The sequence below is a fragment of the [Clostridium] saccharolyticum WM1 genome, assembly GCF_000144625.1.
GTDB lineage: Bacteria > Bacillota > Clostridia > Lachnospirales > Lachnospiraceae > Lacrimispora > Lacrimispora saccharolytica.
In genome coordinates this window covers 2044067-2069551 of sequence record NC_014376.1, presented here as the reverse complement: position 1 = coordinate 2069551, position 25485 = coordinate 2044067, and the positions used below count along the sequence as shown (strand labels likewise).

Genomic DNA, 25485 nt, shown 5'->3' with positions numbered 1-25485 from the left:
GATAATCTATTACATAATATACTAAATATTAATGTATAAATCAATATGAATTTAAGAATTTTAAAAGATCACACAGAACTGCTGATTTCCCTGTTTTTCTCCACCTTCTTCATAATATAAATATATGAAATTGCCGTAAATAATCCGGCACTGGTCCAGGCAGCCGGATCGCAGGCACAGGCCAGAGGAAAGCTTAAAAGCCGGATGGACAATGCCGCTGTTACCAGCCTGGCAGCAAGCTCCACTACGCCTCCCAGCATGGGAAGAAAACCATAGCCGCATCCCTGCATGGTGTTTCTGAATATAAAAATCATTCCAAGAGGAATATAAAAAATTGCGCACAAATAGATATAGGTTTTCGCCCATGGAAGCATTTCCCCAATGTCCACATTACCGGAGAAAAACAGCCTTAATGCATAAGGAAGGATCAGGCAGACAATAACGGAAGAGAGAACCGAGTAAACAACACCGGTCCCTAACACAAGCCTGACACCGTGGCGAATCCTTTTGATATCTCCCTTTCCGTAATTCTGACCGGAATATGTGGCCATTGTCTGCCCCATAGCCACCATACCCTGAAGTACCATGCCCTGAAACTTATTGGCCGCCGTATAGGCTGCTACTGCGGTAGAGCCAAACAGATTAACTGCCGACTGCATGATAATGGTTCCAGAAGCCGTAATCCCGAACTGAAGAGCCATAGGAATCCCCACAGAAAGCTGACGCTTTGTGTCAGTCTCATTCAGTCTCCAGTGATGACTCTTTGGAGTAAGGACCGGTACCTTTTTATAGATATAGGAAATGCAAAGAACTGCTGATATCCCCTGGGACAGGTTCGTTGCCCATGCAGCTCCCGCCACTCCCATTTTAAAATTAATAATAAACACAAGATCCAGTACAACATTCAGGCTGGCGGAAAACATAAGAAACATCAGGGGAATCCGGCTGTTTCCGACGGAGCGGAGATACGAAGAAAACAAATTATAAAACACATTTGCAGCGATTCCCATACAGATGATGGAAATATAAGTATAGGCGTCCTCGAAAATATTTTCAGGTGTGTTCATCGCTCTTAAAAGTGTTTCCATGAAGAAAAGGCTTAGAACTGTCATGAGCACAACAACGAAAAATGAAAGGAGGATCCCGTTGGCTACGGAGCGTTTTGCGCCGTTTTCATCCCCTGCTCCAAACCGCTGACTGGTAAGGACCGTAAACCCGGTACTCATTCCCTGTGAAAATCCTATGACCAGAAACATAATCGTGCCAGTGGAACCAACGGCAGCAAGGGCATCCGGACCTACAAAGCGGCCTACGATTATGGTATCCACCATATTATAAAGCTGTTGAAAGATATTTCCCATGAGAAGCGGAAGTGTGAATTTTAAAATGATTGGAAGAGGATTCCCTCTTGTCATATCGGTTTCCATTATTTTCCATCCCCTGCTCATAAATTTTATCGCCTTTTAGGAGGCGCAAAGGATATTTTACCACGTTCCTTCCCTGTTGTCACCGTTCTTTTAAAAAAATCCCATCCTTATTCATAGACCGCAGCCATAACAGCTCCATAGTCTCCGATCCGCTCCCCAAGAAGGGCTGGTACAATCCTGCACGCAGCCGCCGATGAGGCAAGAGCCTCCCTGCGGATCTCCTCCCACATGGCTGTTTCCAGAAATTCGTGGCTTCTGGCATATATGCTTCCGGCCACTATCACCTCCGGATTCAGGATATCGATAAGTATGGACAGTCCTTTCCCAAAATATGCTCCCGACTCCCTTAGCAATTCTGCGGCATCCTCGTGACCTGCCCTGGCGGCCTCCACCACATCCTTTGCTTTTACGGATTCCTTATTTCCCGTCTGGAAGGAGGCTTTTTCCCCCTCTCTTTCCATCTGCTCCGCTTTTTTTATGGCCATCTGACGGATTCCCCCGCCGCTGCAAAATCCCTCCAGACTTCCTTTCTTTCCGTATCCCACCGGTCCATCCTCTGTCAGGCGGACATGGCCCACTTCTCCTGCCATGCCGCATGCCCCCGTATACAAACGGCCGTTCAGAATAAGTCCTGCTCCAAGTCCGGTGCCAAAGGTCAGAAATATCATATGAAGCGATCCCTTTCCGGCCCCATACTTCCATTCAGCAAGGGCGCAGGCATCGGCATCATTTAACATTCTGGCAGGCATCATAAGCTTTTCCGACAGGTAAGCTGTTACAGGAACAGAATCCCAGCCCGGCAGGTTTGGCGGTGAACTGATGACCGTTCTGTCCCGGCTTAATGGTCCTCCGCAGGAGATACCGATACAGCAGTCTGACCGGCAGACTCCATAAACCTTCAGCATTTCATCCGCATGGCTGCATAAGGCATCTAAAACCGCTTTCCAGTCTGGTGTTGTCTGTGTTTCCATACGGTCATACCATATAACATGCTCCCCCTCCAAACGGCAAAGCAGAACCGCACACTTGGTTCCTCCAATATCAAATCCTATGATATGCATGATAATACCTCCGCTCTTCTATATATTGTAAGGAAGTTCGATTGGCCGGCCGGCTGGTCGAACGGCTTTTTTCATGCAGGCGGTCAGATTGTCTTCATGAAAAATATATGCCAACAGAGCAGGAACCGGCGTACCGGCCCTGCTCTATCCCTGTTTTGTAATCCAATTACGGGTTTCTCCCCGTCATTACTTTACGGTTTCCTTTGTAAGAACGGAAACTCCTGTGTCCACGTTCTTGTCTCCTGTATCCTTGCCTTCCAGAGCATTAACCGCCGTCTTCACTCCCTCATATCCCATAACATCAGGATTCTGAGCCATGGTTGCCAGGAGATAGCCATCCTTGATCAGCTGAAGGATCATGTCGGATTTATCAAAGCCAACACCGATAACGGTCTCGCCAGCTTCCTGGATTGCGTTGCCGGTTCCAACGGTAGAGCCTTCATTGGCTCCAAAGATACCGACACAGCCCTGGGTGATATAGTTTGCCGCAATATCTTTAGATTTTGCAGCATCGCCTTCTCCGTACTGGGTTTCCAGAATTTCAAACTTAGATCCTTCAAATGCGGAACGGAAGCCTTCTTCTCTGGCTACTGTGGATGCAGTCGCAGCATTGACATTGACGATGCCGATCTTACCTGATTCAATTCCTTTGGCCTTTAAGGCTTTGATCATTTCTTCTCCTGCAGTTTTTCCTGCAGCCTTATTGTCTGTAGCAAGAGTCTGGATGGCTGGCAGAGAAGCAGCGGAATCAACGTATACCACCTTAACTCCTGCGTCCATGGCTTCCTGTAAGGATGCTGTAACTGCATCAGGACCGTTGGCTGCCAGTAAAATAGCCTCAGCGCCTCCTGCTACGGCATTATTAATGCATTCGATCTGCTTCGCATCATCTTTCACATCAGGAGCCAGCCACTTATAATCTACATTCCCAAGCTCCTTCACTGCTTTCTGGGCACCAGCATCTACGTTTACCCAGTGCTGGTCCATTTGATCCATGGTGATTAAATAAACCTTGTGAGCGCCTCCCCCGGAAGCTTCCTCTTTCTTTGTTTCCCCTGCTGTAGTAGTCGCTGCCTCTGTAGCAGCCGCAGTGGTTGCTCCTGTCGTAGCGGCCGCCTCCTTCTGCCCGCTGCTGCAGCCTGCACACATGGATACAATCATTCCCATTGAAAGAACAGCCGCCAATACCTTTCGCTTCATAAACCTTTTCCTCCTTAAATTTGGATGTTTTAATTTGCCTATATCAAAGCCTCAGGCTCCAATACCATGTTTACGGTTCTAACTTGCTTTTCTTCCCTAGCTTTCCGCTTCTTACAATTACATCAATCAATACGGAGATCACCACAATGGCTCCGATAACAATATTCCGAATGGCAACGGGAGCCCCTGCAAACTGAAGCCCGTTCTGCAGTACGCCCCAGATGGAAGCGCCGATCACCGTACCGATGAGGATTCCTTGTCCTCCCAGGGTTGACACACCTCCGATTACAGAAGCCGCCACAGCATACATTTCATAGGCATTGCCAGCATCCATGGTACCCATACCGCTTGTCGCACAGATTACCAGTCCTACGATGCAGGAGCAGAAGGCACTGACTAAGTAAGCCTTTGTTGTGGTTGCCACAATATTAACTCCGGACAGCTTGGAGGCCTCGATGTTGCTGCCGATTGCGTAAATGTGCCGTCCGGTCCTGGTCTTACTTAATAAGAAATTAAATACCAGCCATAAGACAATGGATATGATTACCGTGTTGTACACCCCGGCGATCTTTCCATAATAAAAGAAATTCCGAAATCCCTTTGCTGCGTCTCCGATAGCATCGGTGTTGTAGTTGTTATTGACGATCTGGGCAATGCCTCTGGCAATTGTCATGGTGCCTAAGGTTGCAATAAAGGGCGGAAGCTTACACTTTGCTACCAGAAGGCCGTTGACGATACCTACGATCAGACAGCACAGCAAGGTGAGAAGCACTGCTGCCCATGGATTCATGCCCTTTGTCATCATTGTCGCAGATATCATACAGCTCATGCCTACCACAGAACCGATAGACAAGTCAATGTTGCCGGTGATCAATACATAGGACTGGCCGATGCCGATTAACAGAATCGGCGCAATCTGGCGTAAAAGGTTCGCAACATTTTTCCCGGAAAAGAATGTAGGGTTTATGATGCCGAAAACAATGCACATGACGATAAGTCCTAAACCTACAGTGACTACCTGCCCCATCCCGCGAACGGCAAACAGCCTTTTATACCAACTCTGTCTTTTACTATTCATGTTACCTCTCCTTGCCCTTCTCTTAACTGATCTTACTTTCAAACTGAGTCGCATATTTCAGGATCAGGTCCTGGGTTGCCTCAGCCGTCATCATTTCTCCTGTAATCTTCCCGTCACACATGACAATGATCCGGTCACTGATGCCTAGAACTTCCGGCATTTCCGATGAAACAAACAAAACCCCAATCCCTTTTTGCTTTAATTCGTTCATCAGGTGATAGATCTCTACCTTTGCCGCCACGTCAATGCCTCTGGTGGGTTCATCGAATATTACCACCCGTGAATTTCGTGCCAGCCATTTTCCAACCACAACCTTTTGCTGGTTGCCGCCGGATAAGCTTCCGGCATTTACCTCTGCGTTCGGCAGCTTGATTTTTAAGGAATCCACTGCCTTATCTGTCATTTCCCTTTCTTTCTTCCTGTTAACAATTCCAAGCGTTCCGCACAGCATATCCAGGTTGGGAAGTGCAATGTTATCCCGTATGCTGAGCTTCGTGCAAAGACCATCCTTTTTTCTGTCCTCAGGGGCCAGCACAATGCCTGCCTTTATGGAATCTTCCACCTTATGAATGGCAACTTCCTTCCCATCCAGGAAAATCTGACCTGATTCCTTTGGATCTGCACCAAATATAGCTCTGGTAGTCTCTGTCCTTCCCGCGCCCATTAGCCCTGCTATGCCCACAATCTCTCCTTCGTGAAGCTCAAGACTGATATCACGGACCAGATGCCCGGCATTAAGATTACGGACCTCCAGGATCTTTTTCCCTTTTGGGCAGGAGACCCGTGGGAATTTCTGTTTGATTTCCCGCCCTACCATATGAGAGATAATCTCATCCATCCGGTTCTGATCGAAATCCATGGATGTGATGAATTTTCCGTCTCTCATAATGGTGACCCTGTCTACAATATGCTTCAGCTCTTCCAGACGGTGAGATATGTATACAATTCCGCAGCCTTCCTGTTTCAGCTTTCTGATGATGGTGAACAAATCGTTGATTTCCTTTGATGTCAAGGCCGAAGTAGGCTCATCCATAATCAGTACCCTGGCATTCATGGAAAGAGCCTTGGCAATTTCCACCATCTGCTGCTTGGATACCGCCAGGTTTCCTACCAGTTCCTCAGGATCCAGTTCAATATTCATGCGGCCAAGAATTTCAGCCGCCGCCTTGTTCATCTCTTTTTCAGAAAGGACCATTCCCTTTGTCCGTTCCCGTCCCAGGAAAATATTTTCCGCCACAGTCAAATGCTGGCACATGTTCAGTTCCTGATGGATGATCGCTATTCCCAGTTCCTTAGCCTTCTGTGTGGTCATTTCCCGTATTTCAGAGCCGAATACCTCTACGGTCCCCCCATCCCTTGGATAGACACCGCTTAATATTTTCACCAGCGTTGACTTTCCCGCACCGTTTTCACCTAACAATGCCATAACTTCTCCTGATTTCAGAGAAAAGGAAACATCATCAAGCGCCTTGACACCAGGGAATGTCTTTGTAATATTCTGCATCCGCACAATAGTTTCCTGCATAACTCTCACCCTCATACTTCTCTTAAATTCGTTACAGTCCGGCCATACCACTCATCTTCCGGCAGATAAAATATATTCTCTTGGAGCAGTGAAAACTGCCCCCAGGCCAAACTGCGTCTTATTCAGCATCTGTAACTTGTGTATTCAGTATATCACCGGCGGCTTAGGGATAGTAGGGGTGATTCTTCCGTTTAAGGGGGGCAATCTTTGGCAGTCAAAGGTCTTGGAAATGAAAAACAGGCAGCCTAACCGCCTGTTAATCCTTTTTGTTACCAGCCTACTTTATAAAATTCCTCTTTCCCATATTCCGCAGCCGCCTTTCCATCCTGAAGGATTATCATACGGTCCGATACATCCATGTTATCTGCAAGGTTGCTGGTGAGAATAAGCACCGAGATCCCGCTGTTTTTCAGTTCCTGGATCAGATCCAGTACATAACGCCTTAAATACATGTCTCCCTTTGCCAGAGGCTGGACACATACAACGACCTTCGGGTGAAGCAGATGGATCCGGTAATATGCCAGTCCGTATTTTTCCCGCAGGCTTAAATGATCGATCTTGGCCGCATCAATGCAGGGTCCCGCCTTTTTTCTATATTCCTGATTCACACTGCGAAGATGGCTGCGCTTTATATTGCCAAGCCGCACCTTCCGGTCCAGAAGAAAGGTCAGGTTTTCCATATAACTCATGTCCTGAAACAAGAAGGTTTCTGATGGATCATCCGGGATAACGGCTACCCCTTCCGAAAAAAAGTCCTTAGGCTCCTCTCCGGCAAAAATCCTATCTCCCAGAAAGATTCTTCCTCCGCTGATCCCCCTGCATCCGGAAAGAACTTCCACCAAAGGCTCCCAGGTCTGGTTATCCGTATCCAGTATCATCAGACATTCCCCTCTTTTCAGAGAAAAACTAACCAGCTCTTTCCCACTCAAATGCACTCCCTCCAGCTTTAGAACAGCCTCCTCCATCGGTTCCCGGATCCTGCTGCCGGATAAATCAAAGGATATGGTATAAGGCTGAAGGGCCGTTTCCACCATCTCCTCTTTTTCGAAAACCTTCCATATGGTCCCATGATGAAACAGAGCCGCCCGGTCCGCAATTTGAAACACCTCCTGATGGTGGTTTCCCATATATAGAAATGCGATCCCCCGCCCGGCCTGCTTGCGAATGATGTCCTGAAACTGCTTTAACTCCATTTGGCTTAGAAAATTGCTTACCCTGTCCAGGATAATAAACCGGCACCCTGTTAAAATCGCCTTTAACAGCTCCGTCACACACCGTTCAAAGGAATTTAAGGAAGAAACCCTGCGCTTGGGATCAATGGACAGTCCAAGGGCCCCCATTAAAAGCTCCACCTGATGATCCAGCACCCTGCGGTTGATGATGTACTTTTTAAATCCCTTCCGCATGACAAATAAGTTATCCGATATGGTCAGGCTATCTATGAGCCTTCCCCTCTCCTCGATGACATAGACCCGGTTGTCCGTGAAATCCGGATGAGAATAATGATTTACCCGGTTCCCTTCATAATAAACTCCGCCAAAGCTTATGGGAATATTATGGCAGATGAGACGGATCAGTTGGTTACAGCCCTTTGCATCGGATATAATGAAGCCCATAATCTCTCCCTGGAGAATATAAAAATCCAGATTATCCAGATAACGCTCCCCGTTTTCTTCCAGGGTAACATGATTCAGCCGGAGTATTTCCTTTCTCATCTCATCACCTCTTTGTCCGTCAGTCCTTTACCAGGGGAAGGGATATTTCCACATCAGTCCCCGCCTCTACCTGGCTGTAGACATAAATACCATATTCTTCTCCAAAAAGCAGCTTGATCCTGTTGTTGACATTCTGGATTGCAATGCCGCCTTTCCGGTCTATATCAGGGTTAACGTCATCTAAGGACAGGCTTTTCAGCTTTTCATTCAGCTTTGTCACCCTGTCCGCCTCCATGCCAAGCCCGTCATCAGACACCTTGATGATCAGCCTGGTATCCGTCACCGAGATCTTTATGATCAGATGCCCTTCTCCTATTTTCCGCTCTATGCCATGATAGATGGAGTTTTCAACCACCGGCTGAAGGGTCAGCTTGGGCAGGCGGTATTGCAGGATCTCCATTTCATCCAGTTCCTCGGAAAAAGCATACTGGATGCTTAACTGTAATTTTTTTCCGAAGCGGAATTGTTGGATGTAATAATAGTTCTCAATATTTGCAAGCTCATCCTCTAAGTTCACCAAATGGTCAACATTGGAAATGGTATAGCGGAAAAAGGTAGCAAGGGCCTCGGTCATCTCTGCTATGCTGTCAACTCCCAGGGTCAGTGCCTCACTCCGTATTCCCTCCAGGGTGTTGTATAGGAAGTGGGGATTGATCTGGTTTTGAAGAGCCAGATATTCCGCCTGTTTCTTTGATACATTAATCAGCTCCCTGGTTCCCAGCATCTCAAAAAACCTTTGATTTACCTGTTCTGATTCCGGGTCATAGGGATAACGTATTTTAAATATATCATTTAAAACGCTGCCGGAGGCAAACTGCCGCTCCACCCTTTTTGTCTCCTCCATAGGCTTATAGATCCCGTAATACCCGCAATAAATGAACAGCGCGATCAGAACTGAGGCGGCAAGTAAAAGCCACATTTGTTCCGGGCGCCCCATGGTTAAATAAAAGGCATATCCAAGTAAAAGCAGGAAACCAAGAAAAAGGCCTGACAAGAGAAGAATCACTCTGGCAGACAGAAACCGTAACTTTTCCTTCATGTTAGATCTCCTTCCTGTCAGGAATAAAGCTTCCGGTATTCATTAGGCTTTAATCCGGAATATTTTGTAAAGTTTTTTGTAAAATATTTAACATCGCTGTATCCAACTTCTCCGCATATGGAAGCAACGCTTAGATTCGTTTCCTTTAACAGGCTTTTGGCCTGCTCCATACGCACCTCAGATAAAAACTCCAGAAAGTTCTTTCCTGTCTCCTTTTTAAATAAGGAGCTGAAATAGGTGGGATTGAATCCGGCCACTTCGCTGACCGTCTCTAAGGTGATGGCCTCCTTGAAATGATCTCTGATGTATTTTTTTGCCATACGGATCGGACGGTTATTTTCCTGCATCTTTCCGGCTACGGCCTTATCATAGGAAACGGAGATCTCCTTAATAAGGTATCGCAGAACTTCTCTGGCAGAGGAACAAAATTCTACCCCCTGATTAAACCGTTCCATAAAATTCTGCTCAATGGGGATCTTATGATTTTTCATGAAAAACAGGTAAAGGTTGCATACCTCCCGGCACATCTGCAAAATTTCATGCCCTGTCATATCCGGCTGCTCCAATAGCCCTTCCTTCAGCTTCAAAAGACAGTCTCCTACCTGCTGCCGGTCCAGGCTTTCCAGGGCCGTATTCATATTCTGGTTAAACTGGGTGAACCACCGGCTTGATGCCAGATGGAAAGAGCTGCGCAGCTCTCCCTCCAAAAGCTTGCCGTTTCCTGCAACCAGCCGCTGTTCCACCAGATGTCTGGCTGATTTGAGGGAAGCCCTTAGCTGGGTCACTTCCCATACGGGCGTACCAAAGCCTATGGTCACCCGAAGCCCTTCCAGAATGGATTCCAGCACCGCAAGCTCATTTAATATATTTTTACATTGTCTGCGGATGAGCTTCCTGCTTTCCTCTCCATAGTTCAGGAATAAATAAATATGACTGTTTTCCACATATAATTCCCAGTCATATACCTGGCCTTTCAGCATCTGATCCGCAATCTGAGTTGTCTTCTCTGTCAGAAATTCCAGGTTTTTCTCATCTGGCATGGACATTCCGTCAAATTTCACACAGACAATCTGGAAGCACCCTGGCTTTAACTGATAATAATACTGCTTGTTGATCTCTTCCAGGACGAAACAATCCTGTTCGCTCCTGTCCCTGTAAAGAACACCGGAAAACCAGGTGGTCCGCAGCCGTTCCGCGTCACTTTTTCTTGCAAGCCTGACCCGTTCTTCAAAGGTCAGCTGTTCATTTTTTTCATAGTACCTCTCTCTTAATTTTTCAAGAGTTTCAGTCAGCTCCTGCTTTTTAATTGGTTTCAGCAAATAATCGCTGACGCCATACTTGATTGCCGTCTGTGCATATTCAAAATGACGGTATCCGCTGATGATTACGAATTCCACACCTACATTCAGTTCCCTGGTCTTCTTCACCAGGTCCAGGCCGTCGTACCCTGGCATCCGGATATCCGTTATCACCACATCCGGAGAAAGAGCTTCGATTTTTTCAAGTGCCTCGATCCCATTATTGGCCACACCGCATAGTTTCATATCAAGTGCCTGCCAGTCGATCAGCTTCTCGATCAGCTGGCAGATTTTTTCTTCATCGTCTGCTATTAATACTTTTAACATGTTTATCCCCCTGCTGTCCCCGTTTCTTCTGCCATTATAACATGTTCATCCGGGTGAAGGAAGTAGTGTTAAAAGAAAAGCAGGCATAATTTTCGGATGGGTTTCATTTCCTTAAGCTGCTTGATGCCATTTGTCATTCCCACCGAAAGAATCGGAGGGAAATGGTGATGCATACCGCTCCAATAACAAGCATTATTATAACCGGCAGGAAAACCTCCCCAAGAGGCAGCCCCAGGGAAGCAGCTTTTAGAAGTTTAATTCCCTGTGTCAGAGGCAGTATATCCGCTGCTTTCTGAAATGCAGCAGGCATCACCTCGTAAGGAAGAGTTGCACCTGAAAAAATCAGCATTGGAAAGTATAGCAGACTGGCAGCGGCACCGGCTATTTTCGTGTTGGGAGCAATTCCCCCCACCAAAAGCCCAATGCTGAACATGGACAGCATGACAAGAATGTATGCTCCCAGGAACTGAAGCCATGAGCCTTTAAACTGATATCCGAAAAATATCATCCCTGTTGTGTATACCAGGATAAGGGAAGCAATGGAATAAAGAGCATAAATAACCACTTGTACCACCAGGATAAGGGCGGGAGCAGCAGGTGTTACCTTAAACCGTTTCAATATCTTTCTGCTTCGGTAATCAGAAATAACCAGAGGAAGGCCCATGACACCGCCTGCACAAATGGCAATGGCAGATACGGCACCAAAGGACTGCTCCAGAAATGTATAATCAGCGCCGTCAAAAGCCGGCTTGTCACCAAAAACTCCTCCTAATATAATTACAGCCACAACAGGCATGCAGATGGCAAAAATAAACATATCCATCCCGCGAACAGACAGCTTTCCTTCAATTTTAAGTAATGTTTTAAATGTTTTCATATTCACCCTCCCTGTGGGTATACCAAAGATATGCGTCTTCCAATGTTTCATAAGGGCTTGCTGCAACCGCTTCCTGAATCGTACCGCAGAATATGCTCTCCCCGTTTTTCAGTATCATGATTTTGTCACAAAGGACTTCTACCTCATCCATAAAATGAGAGGTCAGAAAAATGGTAATCCCCTTCGCCTTTAGCTGTGAAAGGCTCTTCCATACGTCCCGCCGTGCCCTGGCATCAAGCCCTGTTGTCAGCTCATCGAAAAATACCACTTCCGGGTTGGGGATCAGGGCAAGCGCAATAAAAAGCCGCTGCTTCTGACCTCCGGATAGTTCACTGACCAGGCTATCCAATTTGTCCGAAAGTCCGAACTGATGAAGAAGCTCACCATAGTCCTGGGTGTCTTTGTAAAGGGAAGAAGTCAATTCGCAAAGCTCATCCACCCTGATTTTGTCCTGATAGTTGGCTTCCTGAAATTGAACTCCAACTCTTTCATAAAGTTTTTTCCGGTCTTTCCGGGGATCCATTCCCAAAATAGATATCAATCCCCGATCCTGTTTTTTGGTTCCCAGGATACACTCGATTGCAGTGCTTTTCCCTGCGCCATTGGCTCCCAGCAAACCAAAAACCTCTCCGCGGCAAATTGAGATATTTATATTCTCTACCGCTTTGACCTGGCCGTAAGACTTGCACAGCCCTTTTACTTCAATGGTTGTTTCCATGTAATTAATCCCTCCTGTTTTCTTTTTTCGTAAAAAGAATAACACCAGATTAAAGTCTGGTGTTAAAGTGTAGGGTTTGTATGAAATTGCTTTTGCATTTTCTCAAGATGAGCCAACATGGCTTTTGCATTTTCTTCAGCATATTGCAAAGAGGTAAGAAGCTTATCGCATACGGAAATAATATCGTCGTCTTCGCCCGGAGTATCGATCACTTGCCGGATATTTGCCTGTGGATCCTGGGACAAGATATTTAACATCCGCAATATTGCCGAAAGGGAATAATTGGCACAGCGCAGGGAACGTATGATTTTGAGCCGCCGGATGTCTTCATCCCTATAGACCCGGTAACCGTTTTGTTTTCGTTTAATCGTCATCAGGCCGTTCATCTCCCAATTTCTTAAAGCATCCATTGAAATCTTTAAATAATCGGCTGTTTCTTTTCTGGTTAATACCAAAGTATCACTTTTTTCTTCCTGGCCGTCCCCTGATAGCAGCTTTACGGTGATCTCAATGGCTTCTTCTGCATTTCTTTGCTCATTTCTTATCTGCTGCAGATATTGTTCCGTCAACTGGATGGCTTTGCTGAAATTTCCGGCTGCTGAGGTTTTAATAATATCGATTGCTTCCTTTCTCAGTCCATTTTGCAGAACTTCAACCTTTAGGGCAATTCTTGCAAACTTAATCTGTTCCATATGAAAATCCGTAAATACGCGATAGCCATTTGCTCTTCTCTCCGGCTTGGGTATAAGACCAAGCTCCTCATAAAGGCGTACCGTATTGGGATGGATTCCTATGCTGCGTGCTATTTCAGATGTCTTGTAAGTATTCAATCGTTTCTATCACCACCATTCTGTGTCCTATTATATCATGGTTTTATGGTCTGGTGTTATAATGGAGAGTTATTATCTTTCTATTTCAAATTCAACCGCATACTCCCTGGCCCGATCCAAGGATTCATCTGCATACCTTCCGCATATGTCCTGAATTTCCTTATTGATCTTTCCGGAGAGTCCATGGGTGGCCTTTGGACACTAAAAAGCTGCGGAAATAAAAAACAAGGCCCTGAAAATTCAGAAGCCCTGTTTTTCGATATTACCTGCCCTTCAATTTCTCCCCTTTTGTTCATTTTTTTCTTTTTTCATATTTATTATAATATTCCTCCAATTGCAATAAACAACGGGGCAAATACCAAAGCCACTACTGTCATAAGCTTTATGAGTATATTGATGGAAGGTCCGGAGGTGTCTTTAAATGGATCCCCCACGGTATCGCCTACTACCGAAGCTTTATGTGCCTCACTGCCCTTGCCCCCATGGTACCCTGTTTCAATATGCTTTTTTGCGTTATCCCAGGCACCTCCGGCATTGGACATAAAGATTGCCAGCAATACGCCAGTTACCAGGGAACCTGCCAGCATGCCGCCTAAGGACTGGGTTCCAAGGAGTATTCCTACTCCTAAGGGGGCTGCCACAGCCATAATGCCTGGTAAAAGCATCTCTTTCAAAGCCGCTTTTGTTGAGATGGCAACACAAGAAGCATAGTCCGGCTTTTCCGTTCCTTCCATGATTCCGGGCTTTTCCTTAAACTGTCTTCGAACCTCTTCTATCATTCTGTAAGCCGCCTTTGACACAGATTCCATGGTCATTGAAGAAAACAGAAATGGAAGCATGCCCCCGATAAACAATCCAATAATAACACGATAATCTAAAATATCAATGGTTTTCAGTTTCACCGCCTCAGCATAGGAAACAAAAAGTGCCAGTGAAGTCAGTGCTGCAGATCCGATAGCAAAGCCTTTCCCCATAGCTGCGGTTGTGTTTCCTACGGAATCCAGCTTATCGGTTATCTCACGGACGGTTTTATCAAGGCCGGACATTTCAGCAATACCTCCTGCATTATCAGCAATGGGACCATAGGCATCCACAGCCACCGTAATACCTGTTGTGGAAAGCATCCCAACGGCAGCCAAGGCGATCCCATATAAACCACAGGCCTGATAAGATAAAAAAATACCAATACAGATCAGAATCAACGGCATTGAAGTCGACCGCATACCAACCGCAATACCGCTTATAATCGTAGTCGCTGTTCCGGTTTCCGACTGCTCCCCTATTTTTTTTACAAACCGATAATCGGCAGAGGTATATATTTCCGTGATAACTCCGATCAATATACCGACAACGAGTCCTGCTATAACCGCTATGGCTCCATTGTAATTATCAAAGAAACGCTTACTTAAGGCCAGGGAAAACACTACCACCAAAAGGGAGGATACATAGCTTCCCATTTTCAATGCTTTGTGGGGACTTGACTTCTCATCTCCTTTTACGAAAAAGGTGGCTACTATAGAAGCTAATAAACCCAGGGCCGCCACTGAAAGGGGATAAAGCGCACCTGCAGCATTTTCATACATTAGCCCTAATGTCAATGCAGAAGCCAGTGAACCCACATAGGACTCAAATAAGTCAGCTCCCATTCCAGCCACATCCCCTACGTTATCCCCCACATTATCTGCTATCACAGCCGGGTTCCTGGGATCGTCTTCCGGAATTCCTGCTTCTACCTTTCCAACCAGATCTGCTCCCACATCAGCTGCTTTCGTATAGATTCCTCCGCCTACGCGGGCAAACAACGCAATGGAAGACGCTCCCAGACTAAACCCAAATAGAATATCTGAATTTTTTGTCAAGGCATAAATACCGCTTACTCCAAGAACACCCAGTCCGGCCACACACATCCCCATGACAGCTCCTCCGGAAAAAGCAATGGAAAGAGCTTTGTTCATACCGCCTTCTTTTGCAGCATTTGCAGTTCTGACATTTGCTTTTGTTGCTACATTCATACCAAAATAACCAGCAAGAGTCGAAAAAACAGCACCTGCTACAAAACATACAGCAGTCAGCCAATTCCCGATTCCAAAACCAACGAAAAGAAATAATACAACAACAAATATAACCAATATCTTATATTCTGCGGTCAGAAAAGCCGCGGCCCCTTCGCTGATTGCTTCAGCGATTTCCCTCATCTTTTTATTGCCGGCTTCTTGTTTAGACACTTTTGATGCCAGATAAAATGCAAAAATCAGGCTTAATATTCCTATTACCGGAATCAGATATAATAAATAATCCATACCATTCTCCTTACCTATATTGATTCATTAACACAATATTCCTCCTTTAAAACATAACATCTTACCTCCCCTTTCTATTTTCGCCTTACAAAAGCTCCTCCTTTCCTTATAAAAAAATAAATAATTATGGCTTCTCCCTTCTAAACGCCGATTCTGCTTCATGACAAAAATACTGTCATGAAATTAATTTGCAAACAAAACAGCGGTGGTTTCCGTCTCTATGCCTTAAAACATGTGCATATGATCCATGATATGTCCTTCTGCAATTTCTATACCTTTATCATTACATAACTTATATAAAATAACAAGAGGACATTTTCTATATGGATCTCATATGACGTTGGATACCAGGTAAGAGTCAGCAAGCTTTGCAGGCTTCTTTGATTCACAGCAAAAAAAGAGTCACAGCCTTCCTTAAGACCGTGACTCTTTCCTAATTATCCTTTTGTAAAACACCGGTTATTCTTTTGTAACTAATTCATTTACATTATCAGCTGTTACCAGTTCATTGTCCAGGATCACATACTTATCTACCTCTTTCCCCTGGAGATAGTTGTATGCTGCATTCAGAATTGCTTTCCCAAGGAAAAATGGCGGTTCTGCAATGGTTGCCTCTACCTTTCCAGCTTTAATTGCTTCAATGGTATCATCAATGGCATCGCAGCCGATCATGGTAATTTCATCCAGACGTCCGGCAGCTTCGATAGCTTCCAAAGCGCCAAGAAGCATTTCATCATTGGCCGCATATAATCCGTCGATATGATCATTGGCCTGAAGGATGTTTTCCATTACGCTCATGCCCTTGGAACGGTCAAAATCTGCAACCTGGCATGCTACGATCTTCATATCCGGATTCTGGCTTATTACTTCGTTAAAGCCTTTGGAACGGCTCTGAGCTACATTGGTTCCCATAATTCCCTGGATTTCCACAATATTTCCCTTGCCTCCCAGTGTGTCTGCCAGATACTGACCGGCCAGTTTTCCGGATTTGATAGCATCGTAGCCGATGTGGGAAACAACCTCCCCGCCGCTGGCTTCACGATCCATGGTAAGCACCGGGATGCCGGCTTCATTGCACGCTTCAATAGAAGATACGATTGCATCTGAATCACAGGTATCAATAATGATGCAGTCCGGTTTTTTTGTAATCAGGTTTTCTACATCCTTCATCTGAATGGCAGGATCATCCTGGGCATCTGTGATGTAAAGCTCGACTCCTAATTCGTCTGCGGCTTTCTGTACCCCATCTTTTACATCCACAAAGAACGGATTTGTCTGAGTATTCATGGCAAGACCTACCACATACTTCTTGTCCCCCGACTTTGCCTCTGCCTTTGACTGGGCTTCCGCTGTTGTGGTAGCTGCTTCCGTCTGGGTGGTCTCCTGCTTGGTCTCAGCGGCTTTCTCTCCGCTGCTGCAACCTGCCAGTGATGCAAGAACGAGTCCTGCAGCCGCTACCATCGCTGTCATTTGTTTTCTTTTCGTCATAATTTTTTACCTTCCCTTCTTTATACATGAATAGTTTTATTTATTCTGCTTTCGCAGATAAATCCTTGACCTTTTTGTCCACCAGAACTGCAATAAGCACAACTGCACCCTTAACAATATTGGTGGCATGGGGATTTACGTTCATAAGTGTAAGAATATTATCAATTATTCCCATGATCATGGCACCAACCACGGTAGGAAGCACAAATCCGGTTCCTCCGCTTAAGCTGGTTCCTCCAAGTATGACTGCTGCAATAGCGTCCATTTCGATTCCCTGTCCGCTGGTGGATTGGGCGGACCCCAGTCTGGCTGTTAAAACCACTGCCGCAATTCCACTTAAGAAACCGTTGATGATGTAAGCCATCCATTCCGTCTTTTTTACAGAAATCCCGGATAAACGGGCGGCTTCCCGGTTTCCGCCAAATGCATAAATGCTGCGTCCAAAGCTGGTTTGCGTCAATATATAATGAGCCAGCAGGAAAAGTGCTATCAGTATAATTACAGGTACCGGAATCCCCAGAACCGTACCCTTACCAATAAATTTATAGGAATCTATTTTCACCGGAATGGGGGAACCTTTGGTGTAGACCAAAACACAGCCCCGAAGCAGAGTCATCATTCCCAAGGTAGCAATAAACGGGGGAATGCCGCATTGAGAAATAAAAAAACCATTTACAATTCCGCAGGTAATTCCAATAGCAACTGCCGTAAATACCGCAAGTAAGGTATTTCCCGTGGATGCCAGCACACCGGAGGCTACCACTCCGGCAAACCCCAGAATGGAACCTACGGATAAATCAATTCCGCCGGTAAGGATCACAAAGGTCATGCCGCAGCCGATGATTCCGGCAACTGTCACCTGTTTAAATACGTTAAACAGATTGGAAACACTTAAAAAGCTTTTTGATAAAAAAGCGGCAAACATACAGATTACCAGTAAAATCAAAACCGATCGGTATATATTTATTTGGTTAATTAACCGTTTTTTAGTTTCCTGATTCATTTTCACTTACCCCTCCAGACGCATGCGCTAATATTTTTTCCTGATTCATTTCCTGTTTGGAGATTTCTAATACCGTCCGTCCCTCCCGCATGACGATGACACGGTCACTGACTCCGATCAGCTCCGGCAAATCCGTGGAAATAACCAGGATGCTCTTACCGGCCTCTGTCAGCTTGTTCATTATGGCATAGATCTCTGCCTTGGCCCCCACATCAACTCCCCGTGTAGGCTCATCTAAAATCAGAATATCAGAATCCGCTAACAGCACCTTTGCAAACACAATTTTCTGCTGGTTTCCGCCGCTTAGCTTTCCGGCAGGCTGCTGCGGGGAACTGATTTTTATATTCAGCGCTTTCACCTGTTCCTTGACACGTTCCATCTCCAGCCTGTTATCCATCCGGAAACCTTTGGTCAGCTTTTTTAAAGAGGACATGGATATATTTTCTTTGATGCTTCTTATTAAGACAAGTCCCTCCTGCTTCCTGTCATCGGATACAAACCCGACTCCGGCCTCCAATGCTTTTCTTGGGGATGAACAGTCCCTTTTTGTGCCATGTACATAAATTTCTCCGCTGTCCATTGGGATAGCGCCGTAAATCAACTTAGAAAGCTCTATGGTGCCGGCACCTAACAGTCCAGTAATTCCTAATATTTCCCCTTTATGGAGTTTTAAACTGACATCATGAACCCCGCGGCTGTTTAGATTTCTGGCTTCAAACACCACTTCTTTAAGTTTGTAATCTCTTACCGGGTATAGATTGGATACATTGCGTCCGACCATCATGGATACCACATCATCATAATCTGTCTCACCGACAAGTTTTGATGCAACGAATTTTCCATCACGAAAAACCGTAAGCCGGTCTGAAATCTGAAAAATCTCATCCATGCGGTGGGAAATGTAAATGATCGCAATTCCTTTTTTCTTTAACTCATCAATCGTCCGGAAGAGAATCTGGATTTCCTCCTCCGCCAGTGCAGCTGTTGGCTCATCCATAATAATGATTTTGGCCCCAATGGTCAGGCATTTTGCGATTTCCGTCATCTGAGCCTCTGCCACAGATAAATTCCGGACCTTTGTCTTTGCACTGAACTTTAAGCCCAGATGTTCCAGATTTTCCTGTGCTTCCCGGTACAGCCTGTTCCAATCCACTTTTCCAAACTGACTCACAGGAAGTCTTCCAAGATACATGTTTTCTGCCACCGACAATTCAGGAACCATATTAAATTCCTGATAGATCATGGCGATTCCATGCTTTTCCGCATCCTTGGCGCTATGGAATACCACCTCTTTTCCAGCCAGATACATGGCACCGGAAGTATAAGGCTGCGCTCCTGCGATTATTTTCATTAAGGTGGATTTCCCTGCCCCGTTTTCTCCGCACAGGGCATGGACCTCTCCTTCAAAAATCTCTAAATGCACCCCGTCAAGAGCCTTGACACCGGGAAACGTCTTAACGATTGATTCCAGTTTTAAAACTAACCTTCCTCCCATATGATTTCACCACTTCCCCTTTGCTTCCGGTCAATATGCGCAGCCTGAGACCAGCACCACATTGGTATATCCTGTAAATTCACCTGTCAGGATGATCGCCTTGGCCCCCTCAGTAATCTTTTTTAAATCCGTATGGGGCACATACTCCACCGGAATGCCCTCAGGCAACAGCCCCAGTGCCTTCTCATGTAGTCCTGGACTTACAGTAAGTGCCTCCTCTGCAAATATGGCCTTTTCCGTTACCATATACTTTTCTATTTCTTCCAGTACCTCCAAATAAGAAGGGCTTCCCGGCTTCCAGCCTAAGTCCACCCGTTCCACTCCCTTGGGAATCGGAAGTCCGGCATCTCCGATTACCAGCAGATCCATATGTCTGAGCTCTGCCATGACCCTTGCTAACTGAGGGTGCAAAATTCCTGTTTTTAACATGACCCTTCCTCCTTTTCCTGCTCATGAATAAATAAATCAATTTCTTCCCGGTCAGGCATGGCCGGTGTGGTTCCGATTCTCTGAACCGATATAGCGGCTAATGCATTGGCAAAGGCTACCGCCTCCCATAAGTCCTTGCCTTCTGCCAGAGCTGCCACCAGTCCGCCATTAAACGCATCACCGGCTCCGGTGGTATCAACTGCGTTGACCCGGTAAGCAGGCAGGATGCCCCTCTTCTCAGGAGTTGCTAAGTAAACCCCTTTACCCCCCATGGTAATCAGTACATTTTTTACCCCTTTTTCAAAAAAGAAGTCGGCGGCTTTACCAGCATTCTCTTCCCCATCTACCGGTATTCCCGTTAATATCTCCGCTTCCACCTCATTTGGCGTGATCAGATCCACCTTACTTAGTATGCTGTCACTGACCGGCTGAACAGGAGCCGTATTTAAAATGATCTTTACACCTTTCCCAAATGCAATATCAATAATTTTTTCCACGGAAGAAATATTGGTTTCCAGCTGGGTCAGCAGAAAATCCGACTGGTCCAGCAGATCTGCAATGGATTCCACTTCTTCGTCTGTAATTGTGTCACAAGCACCCAGAATAACCAGGATTTCATTCTGACTGGTGGTTTCATCCACCATGATCAGAGCACATCCTGTCTCTGTCTGCCCGGTGCGGAATATCCGTTCCGTATCCATCCCCAGCTTCTTCATGGTGCTTAATGCCACGTCTGCAAATGCATCCTCGCCAAGCTTGGTTACCATGGTTACATCAGCGCCCGCCTTATGGGCAGCCACCCCCTGGTTAAATCCTTTGCCTCCAGGACCCATTTTAAAAATACTTCCTTTCACGGTTTCTCCCGGAACCGGAAGATGGGGGCATCTTCCCATAAGATCCACTACAAAGCTTCCAAAGACTGTTACTTTTTTCCCCATAACCCTTCTCCTTTCCCTATAACAAGGCGATTCCATTGCCTGCCCCGATCCGGTCCGCTCCGGCTTCAATCATAGCCTGTGCCTCTTCCGGCGTGCGGATTCCCCCGCTTGCCTTTACCTTTGCCCGGTTTCCTACCGTCTGCTTCATAAGTGCCACATCCTCGGTCACTGCACCGCCTGTACTAAAACCTGTGGATGTTTTAACAAAATCAGCACCAGCTTCTACTGAAATCTCGCAGGCTATTTTGATTTCCTCCTTCGTTAAAAGGCAGTTCTCTAAAATAACTTTAACAACCTTACCCTGGGAGGCCTCTACAACCGCCTTTATATCGTTACGTACCAGATCATAATTCTTTTCCTTCATGGCTCCGATATTCATTACCATATCCACTTCATCGGCCCCAGCTTTTACTGCTTCAGAAGCTTCATAGGCTTTTGCAGAAGTCAGCATCGCACCCAGCGGAAAACCAACCACGCAGCAAACACCTGTCTCACTGCCCCTTAATTCCTGTGCGGCGAGAGGAACATAACATGTATTCACACATACGGAGGCAAATCCATATTTTTTTGCCTCTAAACAATATCTTTTGATCGTTTCTGATGTGGCATCCGCCTTAAGCATTGTGTGATCCACCATTTTTGCAATATTCATTTTCTTCTCCTCTTTTCTATCATTATCTATCTCCCCCGGGTATGTAACCGGTTACATACCCGGGGTAAAAATAAACTGCTAACCGCAGCCTATTTTATCAACTCTGACCCGCGAAGCACTACCTGATACGGAACAAAGATTTTTCTGCCGGAGCTTTTACTCTCCTTATGGGATAGCTTGTCAATGAGCATTGCCATTGCTTCATATCCCTGCTTCTTTGCATCACGTTCGATGGTAGAAAGCCTGTAATCTATTATTTTCAGAGACTCAATCTGGTCAAAGCCTACCATAGAGATATCTCTGCCCATTTTTAATTTATGCTCTGTGAGATACTTAAGAACTCCCAGACTGGTCTGGTTATTGGAGGCAAAAATTGCAGTCGGCGGATCCGCAAGCTCCAGCAATTCTTTTGTCCGTTCATATGCCTTTATGATCTTGAAATCACCGGATACAATATACTCTTCCTTAAGCTCCATCCTGTAATCCTTTAAAGCTGCTTTGTATCCATTTAACCGGTCCTTGCCAGGCATAGAGGTGCTGGGTCCGGTAATGATCGCAATTTTCCGGTGACCGGCATGGATCAGGGCTTCCACTCCTTTATAGGCAGCAGCAGCATTTTCTACAAAAACTCCATCCAGACTGGAATTTCTAATATTACGGTCTACCAGGACCACCGGAATTCCTTTATTTTCAAATTGAATCAGTTTATCCCGGGTCATCATATCAAGTTCAGAAACCGGGGTAATAATCAAACCGGAAAGTCTTTGGCCTTCTGCCATCTGAAGATACTGATGTTCTCTTTCCTGCATTTCACCTGTATCAAATAAAACAATGTTATACTGGTTATTGGCTGCTATCTCTCCCATTCCGCTTATTACGCTGGAAAAAAATTCGTTGGCTATATCCGGAACAATAACTCCGATACTGGAAGAGTCACGGATGCTTAAACTTCTTGCTATGGCATTCGGTACGAATTCTGCTTCTTCAATCGCTGCTAATACCTTCTGCTTTGTTTCGTCTTTTACGTACCCAGACTGGTTTATCACTCTGGACACAGTCGCAGAAGAAACACCCACCTTTTTGGCAATATCCCGTATGTTCATGTTAAATCTCCTTTATGTAACCGGTTACATATGCATATTAACATATGATTCAATGAAAGTAAAGCTTTTTTTATATTTTTTTTACAACGGGTTGAACGATACTTTTATAAAAGCAGAAAATAGTGCCAAATACATAGGCAGAATATTTCTCCTTTTCCTCCACAAAAAATCAAGGCTTTCCGAAAATCCGGAAAGCCTTGATTTTGCCAGCTTATTCAGCTTTTTTAATATTACTCAACAGAAATGATTTCTTTCTTGTTGTAAGAACCGCAAGCCTTGCATACTCTGTGAGGCATCATAAGTGCACCGCACTTGCTGCACTTCACTAAGTTTGGAGCGCTCATCTTCCAGTTTGCTCTACGTTTGTCTCTTCTTCCTTTCGAAGATTTGTTCTTTGGACAGATAGACATGGTTACACCTCCTTAAACTTTTTAAAAATATCCTGGATGACTGCCATTCTAGGGTCCGTAGACCTAATATCGCAGTCACAAGTCTCATGATTGAGATTTGTTCCACATCTATTACAAATCCCCTTGCAGTCTTCACTGCAGAGAACTTTCATAGGCAGGTTCAGTATGAGTTCATCACAAACCAACTGGTCTACATCCAGATTATAACCATTAACAAATGGCTGTTCTTCGAAATCTTCTACAATTCCCGTATCCGTCTCACTTAAATCAAGGGCACGGATGATATCAAAATCCAGATCAACGCGCACCGGCTCCAAGCAGCGGTCGCATGGAATGAGCAAAGCTAATTTCGCTTTTCCTTCCACTTCCAGCTTTTTGTCTCCCAGATTCATAATCCGCAGCAGAACAGGTTCTGCATCCACTACTTCATAATCACCATAAGGCCCGTGATAGATCTTCATATCAAGATCGGGTGTATAAGTTTTCTCTTTCCCTTCCAGGGTGAACAACTCAGTTAAATTAATAAGCATACTAGTCTCCTAATACGCACCTATGTTATTATACATATGGGTGCAACATTTGTCAACAAATATTTCCATATTTGAAGTAACAGTTCAGCCATGGGAATAATGGTATGGCTGAACTGTAACCCATACACAACATCATGTACCGTTTTCTCCCGGATTATACCAAAGCCATTGTCTCTCTTGCAATGGCCAGTTCTTCATTGGTAGGAATGACGCATACCTTTACCTTGGAATCCGGTGTGGAGATCATAACACGTTTTCCTCTTGCCTTATTAACTTCCGCATCAATGGAAATACCAAGATAGCCTAAGTATTCACAAACAGCGCCTCTGATAGGCTTGTCGTTTTCGCCAACACCTGCAGTAAATACAATGGCATCCACGCCGTTCATTGCTGCCGTATAAGCACCGATATATTTTGCTACGCGGTAAATAAATGCCTGGATGGCTACGTCAGCCAAATGGTTTCCTTCTCCCTGAGCCTTCTGTACATCCCGGAAATCACTGGAAATTCCGCCGGACATTCCAAGAATACCGGACTTCTTATTTAAAATATCCAATACCTCATTGACGCTCTTGCCTTCCTTATTGCAGATAAACTGAACAACAGCAGGATCGATATCACCGCTTCTGGTTCCCATAATAAGGCCTTCTAAAGGAGTAAGACCCATGCTTGTGTCCACACACTTGCCGCCCACAGAGGCAGAAATGCTGGCACCATTTCCTAAGTGGCATACGATGACCTTACCGTTTTCAGGATCCAGACCGCAGTAGCTTAAAGCTTCATTGGATACAAATTTATGGCTTGTCCCATGGAAGCCGTAACGGCGAATGCTATATTTTTCAAAATATTCATGAGGAATTGCATACATGGATGCTTTTTCAGGCATACCCATACCGAAAGAAGTATCGAATACCGCTACATTGGGAACGCCTGGTACTGCTTCTTCACATGCTTCGATTCCCACAAGGTTTGCCGGGTTGTGCAAAGGTCCCAAATCAAAGCAGTCACGGATAACCTTTTTCACATCTTCATTTACTACAATGGAATCGCTGTAAATCGTACCGGCATGGAGAACCCGGTGTCCTACTGCAGAAATCTCACTGGTATCCTTGATGACACCGTATTGGGGATCAACCAATGCATCCATAACCAGCTTAATCGCAACGGTGTGGTTCGGCATTTCTTTTTCTACTTCCAATTCCTCTTTTCCTTCTGCCTTATGAGACAGCTTGGAACCGTTAATGCCGATTCTCTCGCATAAACCTTTTGCCAGAACGCCTTCGTTTTCCATATCAATCAGCTGATACTTTAAGGAAGAGCTTCCGCAGTTAATAACTAAAATTTTCATATTCCTTTGATTCTCCTTTATTTATTTTATAATTTCGCCGTACTGTTCTCTGCCGCAGCCTGCTGCGTTGGATTCATCTGTATCAATGTGCATAGCCAAAGCATAATTTTTATTCACACGCACAACAACATCTCCGAAAATAAGGCTTCTTCCAGCCGTGCCAACTTTTACAGAAACGGTTTCTCCATCCGTAACGCCAAGCGTTTCTGCTTCTGCCGGTGTTGCATGGATATGACGCTTGGCAATGATTACGCCTTCCGTTATTTCAATTTCACCAGCAGGTCCTATGATTTTGCATGCACCGCTGCCGGCAACGTCACCGGATTCTCTTAAAGGCGCTGCAATCCCGATGGAACGGGCATCCGTCATAGATAGCTCTACCTGAGTCGCTTTTCTAACCGGTCCTAAAATGGAAATTCCTTTAAACTCACTTTTAGAACCTACAACAGTAACTCTCTCTTCGCAAGCATACTGACCCGGCTGGGATAAATATTTTTTCTTTGTTAACTCATAGCCCTTTCCAAATAAAATCTCAAGATGTTCCTGAGATAAATGTACATGACGAGCTGATGTTTCAACGATAAAGTTCATACCTATCTATTCTCCTGTTCTTGTAATCAATGTTTTTCATTGATTCTCACTCTATTCTATGTGTATTCGTTAAATTTTTCAAGTCTTGCGCCAAAATAATTTG

At 45.2% G+C, this 25485-nt stretch carries 23 protein-coding genes; all 23 read right to left on the bottom strand.

Going from position 1 to position 25485, the window contains the following annotated elements; all coding sequences use genetic code 11:
- Window positions 1-68 precede the first annotated feature (68 nt).
- The 23 genes from CLOSA_RS09695 to CLOSA_RS09575 all read right to left on the bottom strand — a co-directional run bounded on the left by CLOSA_RS09695 (window position 69) and on the right by CLOSA_RS09575 (window position 25382).
- A complete protein-coding gene (locus tag CLOSA_RS09695; protein WP_013272584.1) occupies window positions 69-1427 on the bottom strand; it encodes an MATE family efflux transporter in 1359 nt (452 codons plus the stop codon).
- A gap of 107 nt (window positions 1428-1534) precedes the next feature.
- Window positions 1535-2491 carry an ROK family protein gene (locus tag CLOSA_RS09690; protein ID WP_041708599.1) on the bottom strand — a complete coding sequence of 319 codons (957 nt, stop codon included), beginning with the start codon at window positions 2489-2491 and terminating at the stop codon, window positions 1535-1537.
- A gap of 183 nt (window positions 2492-2674) precedes the next feature.
- On the bottom strand, window positions 2675-3688 hold the full coding sequence (locus CLOSA_RS09685; protein WP_013272582.1) for an ABC transporter substrate-binding protein: 1014 nt from the start codon (window positions 3686-3688) through the stop codon (window positions 2675-2677).
- A 70-nt stretch (window positions 3689-3758) separates the two neighbouring features.
- A complete protein-coding gene (locus CLOSA_RS09680; RefSeq protein WP_013272581.1) occupies window positions 3759-4766 on the bottom strand; it encodes an ABC transporter permease in 1008 nt (335 codons plus the stop codon).
- A gap of 22 nt (window positions 4767-4788) precedes the next feature.
- Window positions 4789-6291, bottom strand: a complete 1503-nt coding sequence (locus CLOSA_RS09675; protein WP_013272580.1) for a sugar ABC transporter ATP-binding protein — start codon at window positions 6289-6291, stop codon at window positions 4789-4791.
- 269 nt (window positions 6292-6560) lie between these two features.
- The gene (locus CLOSA_RS09670; RefSeq protein WP_013272579.1) at window positions 6561-8006 is read right to left on the bottom strand and encodes an ATP-binding cassette domain-containing protein; all 1446 of its coding nucleotides are present in this window, start codon (window positions 8004-8006) and stop codon (window positions 6561-6563) included.
- A gap of 19 nt (window positions 8007-8025) precedes the next feature.
- Window positions 8026-9045 (bottom strand): sensor histidine kinase, encoded by a 1020-nt coding sequence (locus CLOSA_RS09665; protein ID WP_013272578.1) that lies wholly within the window; start codon window positions 9043-9045, stop codon window positions 8026-8028.
- A gap of 17 nt (window positions 9046-9062) precedes the next feature.
- The gene (locus CLOSA_RS09660) at window positions 9063-10670 is read right to left on the bottom strand and encodes a response regulator transcription factor (RefSeq protein ID WP_013272577.1); all 1608 of its coding nucleotides are present in this window, start codon (window positions 10668-10670) and stop codon (window positions 9063-9065) included.
- 133 nt (window positions 10671-10803) lie between these two features.
- Window positions 10804-11547 carry an ABC transporter permease gene (locus CLOSA_RS09655; RefSeq protein ID WP_013272576.1) on the bottom strand — a complete coding sequence of 248 codons (744 nt, stop codon included), beginning with the start codon at window positions 11545-11547 and terminating at the stop codon, window positions 10804-10806.
- Window positions 11534-12265, bottom strand: a complete 732-nt coding sequence (locus CLOSA_RS09650; RefSeq protein WP_013272575.1) for an ABC transporter ATP-binding protein — start codon at window positions 12263-12265, stop codon at window positions 11534-11536. Before CLOSA_RS09650 ends, CLOSA_RS09655 begins: the two co-directional genes overlap by 14 nt.
- A 62-nt stretch (window positions 12266-12327) precedes the next feature.
- The gene (locus CLOSA_RS09645; RefSeq protein WP_013272574.1) at window positions 12328-13095 is read right to left on the bottom strand and encodes a MerR family transcriptional regulator; all 768 of its coding nucleotides are present in this window, start codon (window positions 13093-13095) and stop codon (window positions 12328-12330) included.
- A gap of 317 nt (window positions 13096-13412) precedes the next feature.
- Complete coding sequence (locus CLOSA_RS09635; protein ID WP_013272573.1) at window positions 13413-15395, bottom strand: sodium-translocating pyrophosphatase; 1983 nt, start codon at window positions 15393-15395, stop codon at window positions 13413-13415.
- Between the two features lie 459 nt (window positions 15396-15854).
- Complete coding sequence (locus tag CLOSA_RS09630) at window positions 15855-16883, bottom strand: substrate-binding domain-containing protein (RefSeq protein ID WP_013272572.1); 1029 nt, start codon at window positions 16881-16883, stop codon at window positions 15855-15857.
- 40 nt (window positions 16884-16923) lie between these two features.
- Window positions 16924-17886: an ABC transporter permease gene (locus tag CLOSA_RS09625; protein ID WP_013272571.1), complete on the bottom strand. Its 963-nt coding sequence runs from the start codon at window positions 17884-17886 to the stop codon at window positions 16924-16926.
- Window positions 17870-19381: a sugar ABC transporter ATP-binding protein gene (locus tag CLOSA_RS09620; RefSeq protein WP_013272570.1), complete on the bottom strand. Its 1512-nt coding sequence runs from the start codon at window positions 19379-19381 to the stop codon at window positions 17870-17872. The genes CLOSA_RS09625 and CLOSA_RS09620 overlap by 17 nt, the downstream gene beginning before the upstream one ends.
- Before the next feature lie 30 nt (window positions 19382-19411).
- Entirely contained in the window at window positions 19412-19810 is a 399-nt protein-coding gene (gene rbsD, locus CLOSA_RS09615) for a D-ribose pyranase (protein WP_013272569.1), read from the bottom strand.
- Window positions 19804-20748 (bottom strand): ribokinase, encoded by a 945-nt coding sequence (gene rbsK, locus CLOSA_RS09610; protein WP_013272568.1) that lies wholly within the window; start codon window positions 20746-20748, stop codon window positions 19804-19806. The genes rbsD and rbsK overlap by 7 nt, the downstream gene beginning before the upstream one ends.
- A 16-nt stretch (window positions 20749-20764) precedes the next feature.
- The gene (gene deoC / locus CLOSA_RS09605; protein ID WP_013272567.1) at window positions 20765-21400 is read right to left on the bottom strand and encodes a deoxyribose-phosphate aldolase; all 636 of its coding nucleotides are present in this window, start codon (window positions 21398-21400) and stop codon (window positions 20765-20767) included.
- A gap of 89 nt (window positions 21401-21489) precedes the next feature.
- Window positions 21490-22503, bottom strand: coding sequence for a LacI family DNA-binding transcriptional regulator (locus CLOSA_RS09600; protein ID WP_013272566.1), 1014 nt, complete (start codon window positions 22501-22503; stop codon window positions 21490-21492).
- Window positions 22504-22733: 230 nt separating this feature from the next.
- On the bottom strand, window positions 22734-22913 hold the full coding sequence (gene rpmF / locus CLOSA_RS09590; protein WP_013272565.1) for a 50S ribosomal protein L32: 180 nt from the start codon (window positions 22911-22913) through the stop codon (window positions 22734-22736).
- A gap of 2 nt (window positions 22914-22915) precedes the next feature.
- Complete coding sequence (locus tag CLOSA_RS09585) at window positions 22916-23443, bottom strand: YceD family protein (protein WP_013272564.1); 528 nt, start codon at window positions 23441-23443, stop codon at window positions 22916-22918.
- Between the two features lie 154 nt (window positions 23444-23597).
- Window positions 23598-24791 (bottom strand): acetate/propionate family kinase, encoded by a 1194-nt coding sequence (locus CLOSA_RS09580; protein ID WP_013272563.1) that lies wholly within the window; start codon window positions 24789-24791, stop codon window positions 23598-23600.
- Window positions 24792-24812: 21 nt separating this feature from the next.
- Window positions 24813-25382, bottom strand: coding sequence for a PduL/EutD family phosphate acyltransferase (locus CLOSA_RS09575; RefSeq protein WP_013272562.1), 570 nt, complete (start codon window positions 25380-25382; stop codon window positions 24813-24815).
- Window positions 25383-25485: the final 103 nt, after the last annotated feature.